Below are 12,262 nucleotides of genomic sequence, written 5' to 3' on the forward strand. Positions count from 1 at the left end.
TCCTGGGACTGGCAGTACCAGGCGGGCCAGACGGTGGGCGGTGCACACTGGCAGACATGGCGACGACGGAATTCGGGCAGGCGGTGCGTCGCTGGCGCGACCGGATCCCACCCGAGGCGGCCGGGCTGTCCGTCGGCGCGCCTCGGCGCACGGCCGGGCTGCGCCGCGAGGAGTTGGCCATGCTCGCCGGGGTTTCCGTCGACTACGTCACCCGGCTCGAACAGGGCCGCGCCACCCATCCCTCGCCCCAGATCGTCGAGGCACTGGCCAGGGCACTGCGGCTGTCGCGGGACGAGCGTGCCCACCTGTTCCGGCTGGCCGGGCTCGCGCCGCCGGGCCCGCAGACGGTGCCGGCGTTCATCACCCCGGGTGTTCAGCGGCTGCTCGACAGACTGACGGGGACACCCACGGCGGTCTATGACGCGTCCTGGACCCTCCTCATGGCCAACGCGCCGTACGCGACCCTGATGGGGGATCCGTCCGGCTGGCGTGGCAACGAGCGCAACGGCGTGTGGCGCCACTTCCTCGGCCCGGGCACCCGGGCCCGGCACACGCCTCAGTCCCTGCGCGACTTCGAGGCCGCGCTGGTCGCCGACCTGCGCGCGGCGGCCGGCCGTTACCCGGCCGACCGGCGGCTGCAGCGGCTGATTGCGGAACTGCGTACGAACAGCGACCGGTTCACCGCGCTGTGGGATGCCGGCACCGTCGGCCGCCACGAGGCGGCACGCAAGACCATCGACCACCCACACGCAGGACCGTTGACACTGGACTGCGACGTGCTCACCGTGGCGGGCAGCGATCTTCGGATCATGATCTACACGGCCGAACCCGGCACCGCGGACGCCGAACGCCTCGCCCTGCTGACCGTGCTCGGCACCCAGACGCTCGCCGATCCCGCCAGCTCAAACGCTCAGTGCGATCACACGCAACCAAATCAAGATCTATCCCTGTAGTGCTAGCCGGCCCTCGCTCGGCAGAGCGTGCAGGCGCCTCCGACGGATGAGCGCGCATCCGAGGGTGAGGAATGCTTCGTGGATGTCGAGTAGACCCATTTCCTACGTGGCGCACGATCCTGTCGGAACGGACGGGCGGCCGCTCACTGCCGAGCAGATCACCGGCGCCTGATCACTCGGCGCGTGAGCCGCAGCAGTCTTCTGCTCCGTGATGGACATGAGCCGTTTTCAGTCGCCTTGGTGCCGCCCCCGGTCCCGGTAGGTGTGCGCGACGCGTCGGTCCCGGCGGATCAGGGCGTACGTGGTCACGGCCACCAGTGCGAGCGCGGCCGACAGAGGTGCCAGGAAGTACACCATCAGCGCTCTCCCCGCCCGGCCGCCCGGTCGATCGCCGTCTCCACCGCCGCCACCCGCTCGGCGAGCAGGGTGAGGGCGGCCACCGCGCGGGTCAGGGGGTCGTCCTCGGGGCCGCCGAGGGTGCGGGCGCGGGACTGGGCCGTTTTCAGCTCGGTCCAGCGGGCCGTCTGTTCGGGGGTGAGGGTGCCGCGCAGTTCGGCCAGTTTCAGCAGGTTGGCCTCGGCGCCGGTGGTGAGGGTCTGGGCCTCGGCCGTGTAGTGGTCGGTGACGACGGCCTCTCGCTCGGCGGAGTTCATGACCGGGTGCAGGCGCTGGGCCATGCGGTTCATGTCCCGGTAGGAACCCTGGAGGCGGAACGGCGGCTCGGTGCGGGTCGCCTCCGACTGGGCGGCGGAGGCGATGTAGGCCGCGTTGACCTCGAGGATCGTCCCGCGCACGGCGAGCAGGTGGCCAAGGACCGCGAGGACGCGGTCCAGTTCGGCGGGCGGGACGGGGTGGGTGAGGCGGTCGACGCGGGCCGTGGGGTCGGCGGCGGCCAGCCGGACCAGCAGGTCCAGGTCCGCGCGGTCGCGGGCGGCGATCGGGGCGAGGACCGGGTTGGCGGTGAGCGCGTTCTCGACGAAGCTGAGCGCGAAGACGTCGTCCTTGCCGGTGAGGACGTCGCCGAGGTTCCACACGTCCGCCCGGTTGGCGAGCATGTCGGGCACCCGGAAGCGGTCGCCGGACTCGGTGTAGGGGTTGCCGGTCATACAGACCGCGAACCGCTTGCCGCGCAGGTCGAAGGTGCGCGGCTCGCCGTCCCACACGCCGTCGACGCGACGGGTGGCGTCGCACAGCGGGATGAACTTCTGCAGCAGTTCCGGTGAGGTGTGCTGGATGTCGTCCAGGTGGAGCAGCGTGTTGTTGCCGGCCGCCAGCGCGAAGTTGATCTTCTCGATCTCCCGGCGGGCGGTGGCGTTCGGGGCGTCGGCCGGGTCGAGCGAGGTGACGGTGTGGCCGAGCGCCGGGCCGCTGACCTTGACCAGCATCAGGCCGAGCCGGTCGGCGACGTACTCCATGAGCGTCGTCTTGCCGTAGCCCGGCGGGGAGATGAGCAGGAGCAGCCCGCCGGTGTCGGTGCGCTTGGACGCGCCGGTGGTGCCGAGCTGGCGGGCCAGGCTGTCGCCGATCAGGGGGAGATAGACCTCGTCGACGAGGCGGTTGCGGACGAAAGCGGACATCACCCGGGGCCGGTGGTCGTCCAGGCGCAGGCGCTCGCGTTCGGCCGCCACCAGGGCCGTACGGCGGCGCTGGTAGGCGCGGAAGGCGGGGACCTCCCGTTCGGCGAAGCGCGCCGTCCTGGCCAGGAACTCGTCCAGGCGCAGCGACAGCCGGCCGCCCGTCACGCGCGGATGGGCGCCGAGGAGTCCCTCGGCGGTCGCGGTCAGCGGGGCGTCGCCGTCGTAGCGGGGCAGGCCGGGGCAGAGTTCGGCGGCGACCGCCTCGGCCAGCTCGCCGGGCCCGGCCTCGGCGCCGGAGGCGGTGGCGTACGACGACAGCCAGGCCTCGGCGACCTGCCGGCGGGCGGCGAGGCCGGTCAGCGCCTCCAGGTCCCCGGCGTACTCCGCACCCACCGTGTGCCGGAACTTCTCCAGCAGCGTGCGCGCGGTCGCGCCCAGGACGAAGGCTCCTCCGGTCGTCAGCTCGTCGAAGAGGTACGCGGCGGCCGCCGCGGCCCCGGCCTCCGGCTCCCACTCCGCGATCGCCCGGGCCAGCTCCGCCACCAGTTCGGCGATCCCCGCGACCGGACCGTAGGTATCCCGCGCGCGGACCAGCGACACCGCACGCCGCGTCCAGGACTCCCGTGCCTCCCCGGTGGTGGCGTGGGCCCAGAAGAGCTGGGCGACGGCGCGCACGGCGGGCTCGTGGCGCAGGGTGCCTGCGCCGTCGTACAGGGGGAGCAGGGCGGTGAGGATCGCGGTGGCGTCGTGGTCGTGGACCCCGCGCTCATAGCCCTCGTCGTACGACGCCTGCGCCGCCTCCCGGACCAGCGCGGGCAGGTCGGCCGCGGCGAGGGCGGCGGGGCCGTGCTCGGTCAGCAGGCGGGCGGCGAGGTGTTCGGCGCGGCAGACCGAGGGGGACTCGGAAGGGAGATGGCGGTCCCAGTAGGGGCGGGTCTCGGCGAAGGCGGGGTCCGTCACCGGGCGGCGGTAGTCGGTGCCGGTGACCGCGAATGCGAGGCCCTCGCCGTGCGGGACCAGGGTGAGGTCGAGCGGCTGGGCGTTGACGGCGAAGCGGTGGCCGCCGAGCAGCAGGGTGCGGCCCTCGTCGGCGTACAGGTCGCCGCGGTCGCGCAGGGCGCGGGCGGCCTCCTGGCGGGCGGCGGCCAGCCGGCCGTCGAGTTCCTCGGCGCGCACGCTGTCGCCGAGGGAGCGCAGCTCGTCGGCGGTGCGGCGGACCTTGGCGACCATCGGGTCCGAGGCGAAGTACGTGGTGATCGCGTCGGTGTCGGCCAGCGTGGCCGCGCGGCGGGCGACCGTCTGAAGCACCCGGGCGGCGGAGCCGGCGAGCTGCTCGGCGCGGCGGGCGCGGGCGTCGGCGAGGGACTGCTTGCGGGCGGCGAAGGCCTCGTAGATCTCGGTGCGCCGGCCGTCGAGTTCGGCGAGGAAGTCGTCGAACTCGGCGAATCGGGCGTCCAGGTCCTCCACCCGGGCGAGTACGGCGGCCAGCTGGTCGTCGCAGGCCTCGGGCGTGCCGGACTGGGCGAGCGCGGCGGTGACCGCCTGGGCCAGCAGGGCCGTCTCGGCGGCGAACTCGGCCCGGCCCTCGCGGTCCAGGAGGCCGCGGCGGCGGGCCTGAAGGGTGGCTCGGGCCCGGTTGACGCCCCCGAGCACCTCCGCGATCCGCTCCAGGATGGCCGTACGCACGGTCGCGTCGGCGATGTCGAGGCCGGTGACCACCTCGGCGACCGTGCGCAGCCCGTCGGCGAGGTCGTCGAGACGGGCGGCGACGGGCGCGGTCGCGGCGACGGTCCCGGCCGAACCCGCCTGCGCCACGAGCTCTTCGACGTCCGCGTGATGGGCGGCGAAGGCGTCCTCGCGGGCCAGGAAGGACACCGCGCGCCGCCCGAAGGCCGCGAGATCGTCCTCGGCCTGTGCGGCCAGCTCGTCCACCCGGGCGAGGTCCGCGTACCGCAGCTCCTTCAGCGTCAGCAGATGGCCGTGGGCGTGCCGGAGTTCGGTCAGGCCCCGGACCCAGGCGGCGGCGTCCCGCGGGGCCTCGCCGCGCAGCCGGCGGACGACGGCGGCGATGCGCTCCGCGGCCTCGTCCAGCGCCTCGGCGGCCTGCCGGGACAGGGCGCGCACGGTCTCGAACTCGGCCAGCACCTGCTCGGCGGTCTCCCGCACCGCGTCCAACGGGCCGCCGAGGCCGCCGAGTTCGGGATCGCGCAGCCAGTGGTGCGTGTCGGCGGCGCGTACACAGGCGGCGGCCAGCGCCCGGTAGCCCTCACTCGTCTCGATGCCCTCGGAGACGAGCCGGGCGACGGACAGGCAGTCGGCGAGCCCGCGCACCAGGTCCGCGTTGCCGGCCCGGGCCAGCGCGCCGGTGCCGGTGCGCAGGGCGGCCGCGTGCGTGTCGGAGACGTACGGGGAGGTCCACCACTGCAGGGCATGCGCATGCGCGGGCTCGTCGCCCTCGGCGCGCAGCACCGCGAGCGCGCCGTCCTCGAACAGGGCCCAGCCCCGGCAGGACAGCGGGTTGGCGACCTCCTTGCGCAACGTGTTGTACGACAGCAGGAGCGTGCGGCCCCGCGCCCGGGAACGGAACGCGTAGAGCACGTCCTCCCCGTTGGGCGAGCGCACCTCCCGCTCGAACTCGAGGCCGTCCGCGTCGGTGTCGTACGTCTTGTGGGCACCCGAGGCCAGGCAGTACCCGCCCGGGAACACGATGCCCTGGTCCTCGGGCAGCCGGCGGCACGCCTGCCCGATGCCGTCGAGCCGGACCACCGACCGGGTCAGCGTGTTGAACACCAGGTACCGGTCGGTGTCCTCCTTGTAGGGCCGTACCCGCAGCAGGACCAGCGCCCCCACGCGCGCGTGCGCGACGGCGGCGTCGGCCAGTGCCTGCAGCGGCTCCTCGACCGGCTCGGCGTAGAGCTCCTCGCCCTCCGGGCCGCGCACGGTGAGCCGCCCGCCGACCGTCGCCACGCCCGCACCGCCCGGCACCGCCACATACGGATCCCGGCCGAGGACGTGGTCCTCGCGTGCGGTGTCGGTCCAGGCGAAGTCGTACGCGGGCGGGAAGACGTCGTCGCGGTCGCCGCGCGCGTCCTGGAACCGGGCACCGCCGGCGGCCGGCAGCCAGCGCAGGGCGCGGACGTCCTCGGCCTTCTCGCCGGTGCGGAACACCGCCAGCAACCGGTCGTCCAGGCGCCGGAGCCGCAGCAGCCGGGCCTGCCGGTAGTAGCGGTGCAGGGCCGTGAACTCCCGGACGAACGCCGGGTCGTCGAGCAGCCCGGGCACGGCGTCCTCGGGCAGCCGGTTCAGGTCCCGGTCGTACAGCGCGAGGACGTCGGCCACCGCCGCCCCGCTCCCGTCGGCCGTCCGGCCGCTGCCGCCGAACAGCAGCACGTCCCCGACGGCGACGACGTCGCAGGGCACGCACGCGTGTCCGGTGCGTAGTCGCGCGGTGGCGGCGAGGGCGAGCCCGGCGGAGCCGAACTCCTCGGCGCGGCGCGTGTTGAGCGCCTCGGCCCGCCGGGCCAGGTCGGCGGCCTGGGCGGCCAGCCGGTCGCGCAACACCTCGTAGGTGCCGGCGTCGACGGTGTCGTACGAGCCCGTCTGAGGCGCGGTGGCCATCGAGCGTGCATCCCTTCAAGGGCGTCCGGTACTGCGGGGAAACGGGAGGTGGCCGGGCCGCCGACCCCCGTACAGCGGCCCGGCCACGGAGATGTCAGGCCCGGGCGGTGCCGTTCAGCGCGGCCACCGGGGTGTCCGCGAGGCCCAGTTCGCCCGCCCGGTCCAGGAGCTGCCGGAACTGGGAGGCCTGCGGGCCGCCGGAGTTCATCAGCTTCATCAGCAGCGCCGACACCGTCAGGTTCTGCACGTCGGCCGTGCCGAGCGAGCCGAGGATCCGGCTCAGGTCGTCGGTGAAGCTGCCCGAGCCGTCCAGCCAGGGCTTCGCCAGCGCCTGCGCCGTACGGGAGTTGTCGACGAAGCCGTCCACGCCCTTGCCGAGCGAGACCGCCGAGACCAGCCGGTCGAAGAAGACGGACTCCCCGCCGACGATGTCGATGTCGGCGTGCTCCAGACCGGTCGCGAGGACCGTGGCCTGCGCCTCGGCGACCTGCCGCTGCGTCTCCAGACCGGCCAGGCGGATCTCCTTCTCCGCCTGCAGCCGCAGCCGGTACTCCTCGTGCCCCCGGGACGCCTCGTCCAGGGCGGCCATCGCGGCGGCCTTCTCGGTCAGGCCCGCGGCCTCGGCCTTCAGCTTCTCGCCGATGGCGACGGCCTCCGCGAGCGCCTTCGCCTTGGCACCCTCCGCCTCGGCCTTCAGCCGGGTCTCGGTGGCCTGCGCCGCCGCCTGCGCGCCCTGGGCCTCCGCGAGCCCCCTGGCCCGTGCGCCCTCCGCCTCGGCCTTGAGCCGGGCCGTGGTGGCCTCCGCCGCAGCCCGCGCACCCTCGGCCTCCGCGAGACCCTTCGCCTTCACGGATTCCGCCTCCGCGAGCCCCTTGGCCCTGGCGCCCTCGGCCTCCGCCAGCGCCTTGGCCTGCGCGCCCTCCGCCTCGGCCCGCAGCCGTGCCTCGGTGGCCTGCGCCTCGGCCCGGCCCGACTTCTCGATGACCTCGGCCTCCTTGTCGCGCACCTGCACGGCGGCGAGCCCCTCGGCGGCGGCCTCGGCCTGGACGCCCTCGGCGAGCCGCAGCTTGGCCCGCGCGTCCAGGTCGGCGGTCTTCAACCGGGCCTCGGCGAGGGTGAGTTCCTCGGCGGCGCGGTGGGTGGCGGCCTGTTCGGCGGCCTCGGCGGCCTTGATGTCCTTGACCAGCTTCTCCTGCGCCTCCGCCTCGGCGGCGATGACGATGGCCTGCCGGTCGCGCTCGGCCTGCTCGACCGCGCGCAACTTCTTGATCGACTCCTCCTGCTCGGCGACCGTACGGTCCACCGCGACCCGCTCCCGGACGACCTCGGCGATCTCCCGCTTCTCCGCCTCGACCTCCTTCTCGGCGGCGATCTTCGTCAGCTGGGTCTCCCGCTCCCGGGAGATGACCTCCAGCAGCCGGTCCTTCTCGACGCGCTCGTTCTCCACGGCGATGACCCGCTCGCGGTTCTTGGCGGCGACGGCGATCTCGCGGGCCTGGTTCTCGCGCTGGACGCCGAGCTGCTCCTCGGTACGCAGGAACGCGCTCTGCGCGCGCAGCCGCTCCTCCTCGACGACCCGCGCGGTCTCGGCCTCCTCGCGGGCCCGGGACGTCTCGATCTCCCGCCTCTGCTTGATCTCGGCGTCGGCCTGCCGGCGCTCCAGCTCCAGGATGGCCTCGCGGGCGTCCACGTCCTGCCGGGTGATCTCCTTCTGCTCGTTGCGCTGCGCCTCGTTGGTGCGCACGTGCTCGATCGACGTCAGCTCGGTGATCTTGCGGATGCCCTGGGCGTCGAGGACGTTGGCCGGGTCGAGCTGGGTGAGCGGGGTCTGCTCCAGGTAGTCGATCGCGGCGTCCTCGAGGTGGTAACCGTTGAGGTCGATGCCGATCAACTCGATGATGTGGTACCGGAGTTCCTCGCGCTTGGTGTAGAGGTCGGTGAAGTCCATCTGCTTGCCGACGGTCTTCAGCGCCTCGGAGAACTTCGCGTGGAACAGCTCCTGGAGCGTGTCCTGGTGGCTGGCGCGCTCGGTGCCGACGGTCTGGGCGACCTTGATGACGTCCTCGACGGTCTTGTTGACCTTCACGAAGAACAGGATCCGGATGTCGGCGCGGATGTTGTCCCGGCAGATCAGCCCGTCCCGGCCGGACCGGCTGATCTCGATGGTCTTCACCGAGATGTCCATGATCTCGGCCTTGTGCAGGATCGGAAGCACGACCTGCCCGGTGAACGACACGTCGACCCGCCGTGTCTTCGACACGATCAGGGCCTGGCTCTGGTCCACCTTGCGGTACATCCGGGCCGAGCCGAGCAGGGCGAGCAGAACGACGACGAGACAGACGGCGATGAGCACGCCGAGCGCTTCCATGGCTTACGTCCTTGTGGTCAGACGATGAAGACGGAAGAGCTCCCCCCGGTTCCGGTGCGGGACGCCTGCCGGTGCCCGGCACCGGAACCATCCGTAGTGCTCCCCTTGTGCGATGGTGCACCCGGCGCGCACCCCCGCGCATTGCCGGTCAACGGCAGCGTTCACTATGTTCTCGATGCCGGAGGAGCGCTAAGAAAGCGTCACCGGCGCGTCAATATCACGGGGGAACGCGGGGGGACGGGGACGGCGTGAGCGAACACGCGATACCTGAGCACTATCTGGCCGGCTATGCCGGCACCCTGGCCGAGGTCGCGGCCACCGGCCGCCGGCTGACCCGGGAGGAGCTGGCCGCGCGCCGCTCCCTCGGCGAGCAGGCGGCCGACGCCGGTCACGGGCTGCGTGCCCTGGTGGTCGCCCATCTGGCGGCCGCCCGCACCGCCTGGCCCGGCGTTCCGGGCTCGACCGACAGCACCCTGGCCGCCGTACAGCAGGCGATCGACGCCTTCGCCGAGGGCTACGAACGTGCCCAGCGGCTCGCCGTGCGCCGGGAGGAGGCCGCACGCCGGGAGTTCATCGACGACCTGCTCTACGGCCGCAGCGACCTGGGCCGCCTCGCCGAGCGCGCCGAACGCTTCGGCCTCCGGCTCTCCCGGGCGCACGCGGTCGCCGTCGCCGAGGGCCCCGTCGCCTACACCGAGGGCGACCCGGTGACCCGGCAGGTGGAACGGGCGGTCCTCGGCCGCTTCGACGCCCGCAGCATCCTGCTCACCACCAAGAACGGCCGGCTGCTGTGCGTCGCGCCCGGCGACGAGGACGACGTCCTCACGTACTTCGCCAAGCAGGCGCACGCGGCCACCGAGGGCGGCCGGACCGCCGTCGGCCGCCCGCAGCCCGGCCCCGGCGGCGTCGTGCAGTCCTACGAAGAGGCCCTCGCCGCCCTGGAGATGGCCGACCGGCTCAATCTGGACGAGCCGCTGCTGCGCGCCGCCGACCTGCTCGTCTACCCGGTCCTCGCCCGGGACCGCCAGGCGATGGCCGACCTGGTCACACACACCCTCGGCCCGCTCACCACGGCCCGCGGCGGCCCCCAGCCCCTCCTGGACACCCTCACCGCGTACTTCGACTCCGGCTGCGTGGCCACCGAGGCCGCCCGCCGCCTCTCCCTCAGCGTGCGCGCGCTGACCTACCGCCTGGAGCGCATCCACAAACTGACCGGCGCCGACCCGACGGACCCGGCGCACCGCTACATGCTGCAGACGGCGGTGATAGGAGCCCGCCTGCTGGACTGGCCGGCCAAGTCGCTGTGACGGGTTCTTACGGACCGGTGACGGGTGGGGCGTGGCCACCGGTGCCGGGGCGGTCGCGCACCTAGCGTGGCCGTATGCGTGTACTGGTCACCGGCGGTGCCGGATTCATCGGGTCCCATGTCGTGGACGCCCTGCGGGCGCGCGGCCACGAGCCGGTCGTGTACGACGTCCGGGACGCCCCCGGCGCCGACGTGCGCAACCCCTCGGCCGTCGCCGCCGCCCTGGCCGGCGTGGACGCGGTCTGTCACCAGGCGGCCATGGTGGGCCTCGGCAACGGCGTCGCGGACGCGGCCGAGTACGTCTCCCGCAACGACCTGGGCACCGCCGTCCTGCTCGCCGCGATGGCCGAGGCGGGTGTACGGCGCCTGGTGCTGGCCGGGTCGATGGTGGTCTACGGGGAGGGCCGCTACGAGTGCCCCGCCCACGGCGTCGTACGCCCCGGCCCGCGCGCGGTGACGGACCTGAACGCGGGCCGCTTCGAGCCGGGTTGTCCCGCGTGCGGCGCACCGCTGTCCCCCGGCCTGGTCGACGAGGACGCCCCGACCGATCCGCGCAACGTCTACGCCACCACCAAGCTCGCCCAGGAGCACCTGTCGGCAGCCTGGGCCCGCTCGACGGACGGTACGGCGATCTCCCTGCGCTACCACAACGTGTACGGCCCCCGGATGCCCCGCGACACCCCGTACGCCGGAGTCGCCTCCTTCTTCCGCTCGGCCCTGGAACGCGGCGAGGCCCCGCGCGTGTTCGAGGACGGCCGCCAGCGCCGCGACTTCGTCCACGTACGCGACGTGGCCGCCGCCAACGTCACCGCGCTGGAGGCCGAGCCGCGTCCCGGCACCCTCACCGCGTACAACACCGGCAGCGGCACCCCCCACACGGTCGGCGACCTGGCCCGCGCCCTGTCCGCCGCGTACGGCGGCCCCGAACCGCTCATCACCGGCGAGTACCGCCTCGGCGACGTACGGCACATCACGGCGGACTCGTCGCGGCTGCGGAGGGAGCTGGGGTGGAAGACGGAGGTGGAATTCGAGGAGGGGATGGAGGAGTTCGCGCGAACTCGTTGATCCGCAACCGCACTTACCGTTCTTGTTCCGGCCCGTGCCCTCCAGCGGTACAGCCCTCAGCCGCCGGCCGGGACCAGGCGTCCGAAGGAAGCCGCCGCTATCTGCAGGGTGTACCGCTGCTCCGTGCCGTTCAGGTTGGTCGGGTTGAGCGAGTAGACGATCTTGCGGGAGAGGTCGCGGGTGGCGAAGACGCCGCTGGTGTAGCCGGGGCGGGAGCCGGTCTTGCCCCAGACCTCCACGCCGTTGGCGGCCTTGACCCGCATGATGCCCATGCTCATGCAGGCCCGGCCCGCGTCGGACTCGGTGCGGCACTGGCTGCTGTGGAAGCTCGGCACGTCGGGGACGGTGAAGAGCTTCTCCTGCTGGGCCGGCGGGAGCAGACGGCCGCGGAAGAGCGCGGTGATGAAATGGTCGAGGTCGGCCGGAGTGGAGATCATGCCGCCCTCGGCCCAGGGCCAGGGGCTCTGCTCGCTGACGTCCGCAGGGTGTGTGGTGCCGTCCGCCGCCTTGACCGTCAGATAGCCGTGCGAGTGCGGGGCCGGCAGGCGCGGGTCGTCGGCGTCGGGGACGTAGGTGTCGTGCAGGCCGAGGGGCCGGGTGATGCGGGACCGCACCTCGTGGGCGAAGCTGTGGCCGGTGATCTTCTCGACCAGCAGGCCCGCGACGTAGTAGTTCTCCCCGTTGTACTGCTGCGCGGTGCCCGGCGCGAACTCCATCGGCTGGCCCGCCATCAGGTCGATCACCCGCTGCGGGGTGAAGCTCTTCAGGCGGTTCGCGGCGAACCATTCCGGGCTGCCGTCGCCGAAGTCCGGGGTGTCGGCGCCACGCGGCAGGCCGCTGGTGTGGTCGAGCAGCTGGCCGACGGTGACGGGAGGGATGCCGGCGGGCAGGACGCCCGGCAGGTACTGCTGGACGGGCGTGTCCAGGTCGATCCGGTGCTCGGCGGCGAGCTGCAGGACCAGGGTGGCGGTGAAGACCTTGGAGATGCTGCCGATCCGGATGTGCGCATCGCGCGGAACACCCTCACCGGTCTCCAGGTCGCCCACGCCCGAGGTCCCCGACCAGTGGCCCGCGCTGCCGGTGATCCGGAGCAGCGCGCCCGTGACGTCCGCGTTCGGCAGGCCGCCGATGGCCGCCCGCAGCGCGGCCGGGTCGAGGGCGGGCAGCGGCGCGGTGGCGGCAGCGGCCGCGGGGCGCGCGGCGGCCGGGGTGGCGGCGGAGGCCGGGGCGGCCATGCCCGCGGCCAGGGCGACCAGGACGGCGCCGGAGGCGGCCATGGCGGTCCAACGACTGGGACGGACGGTGCGGTTCACGACGGTCTCCCCCGTGAGCGTGAAAGTGGTGGTCGGACCGGCAGCGACCGGCCCTGCCCACG

At 73.6% G+C, this 12,262-nt stretch carries 7 protein-coding genes; 3 read left to right on the forward strand and 4 right to left on the reverse strand.

Translation table 11 applies throughout. The features are described from left to right. Nucleotides 1-56 precede the first annotated feature (56 nt). Nucleotides 57-953 carry a helix-turn-helix transcriptional regulator gene (locus AVL59_RS01090; RefSeq protein WP_067299337.1) on the forward strand — a complete coding sequence of 299 codons (897 nt, stop codon included), beginning with the start codon at nt 57-59 and terminating at the stop codon, nt 951-953. A gap of 228 nt (nt 954-1,181) precedes the next feature. Here the strand turns inward: AVL59_RS01090 and AVL59_RS55490 are convergent, their stop codons facing one another. From AVL59_RS55490 to AVL59_RS01100, 3 genes are all read right to left on the reverse strand, one after another. Then, a complete protein-coding gene (locus AVL59_RS55490; RefSeq protein ID WP_257785074.1) occupies nt 1,182-1,310 on the reverse strand; it encodes a hypothetical protein in 129 nt (42 codons plus the stop codon). Next, a complete protein-coding gene (locus AVL59_RS01095) occupies nt 1,310-6,148 on the reverse strand; it encodes a DNA repair ATPase (RefSeq protein WP_067299338.1) in 4,839 nt (1,612 codons plus the stop codon). The genes AVL59_RS55490 and AVL59_RS01095 overlap by 1 nt, the downstream gene beginning before the upstream one ends. Before the next feature lie 94 nt (nt 6,149-6,242). After that, complete coding sequence (locus tag AVL59_RS01100; protein WP_067299339.1) at nt 6,243-8,516, reverse strand: flotillin family protein; 2,274 nt, start codon at nt 8,514-8,516, stop codon at nt 6,243-6,245. Between the two features lie 248 nt (nt 8,517-8,764). On the opposite strand from AVL59_RS01100, the gene AVL59_RS01105 reads away from it, so the two are divergent. Both AVL59_RS01105 and AVL59_RS01110 read left to right on the forward strand, forming a co-directional pair. Next, a complete protein-coding gene (locus tag AVL59_RS01105) occupies nt 8,765-9,823 on the forward strand; it encodes a PucR family transcriptional regulator (protein WP_067299340.1) in 1,059 nt (352 codons plus the stop codon). Between the two features lie 74 nt (nt 9,824-9,897). Beyond that, complete coding sequence (locus AVL59_RS01110) at nt 9,898-10,887, forward strand: NAD-dependent epimerase/dehydratase family protein (protein ID WP_067299341.1); 990 nt, start codon at nt 9,898-9,900, stop codon at nt 10,885-10,887. Nucleotides 10,888-10,943: 56 nt separating this feature from the next. Here the strand turns inward: AVL59_RS01110 and AVL59_RS01115 are convergent, their stop codons facing one another. After that, nucleotides 10,944-12,200 (reverse strand): serine hydrolase domain-containing protein, encoded by a 1,257-nt coding sequence (locus AVL59_RS01115; RefSeq protein ID WP_067299342.1) that lies wholly within the window; start codon nt 12,198-12,200, stop codon nt 10,944-10,946. Nucleotides 12,201-12,262: the final 62 nt, after the last annotated feature.

It is taken from the genome of Streptomyces griseochromogenes, assembly GCF_001542625.1.
Lineage (GTDB): Bacteria > Actinomycetota > Actinomycetes > Streptomycetales > Streptomycetaceae > Streptomyces > Streptomyces griseochromogenes.

Excerpts from the sequence above, each read along its gene's own strand:
- AVL59_RS01090 (WP_067299337.1), top strand. The coding sequence starts at position 57 with ATGGCGACGACGGAATTCGGGCAGGCGGTGCGTCGCTGGCGCGACCGG.
- AVL59_RS55490 (WP_257785074.1), bottom strand. The coding sequence starts at position 1,310 with ATGGTGTACTTCCTGGCACCTCTGTCGGCCGCGCTCGCACTGGTGGCC.
- AVL59_RS01095 (WP_067299338.1), bottom strand. The coding sequence starts at position 6,148 with ATGGCCACCGCGCCTCAGACGGGCTCGTACGACACCGTCGACGCCGGC.
- AVL59_RS01100 (WP_067299339.1), bottom strand. The coding sequence starts at position 8,516 with ATGGAAGCGCTCGGCGTGCTCATCGCCGTCTGTCTCGTCGTCGTTCTG.
- AVL59_RS01110 (WP_067299341.1), top strand. The coding sequence starts at position 9,898 with ATGCGTGTACTGGTCACCGGCGGTGCCGGATTCATCGGGTCCCATGTC.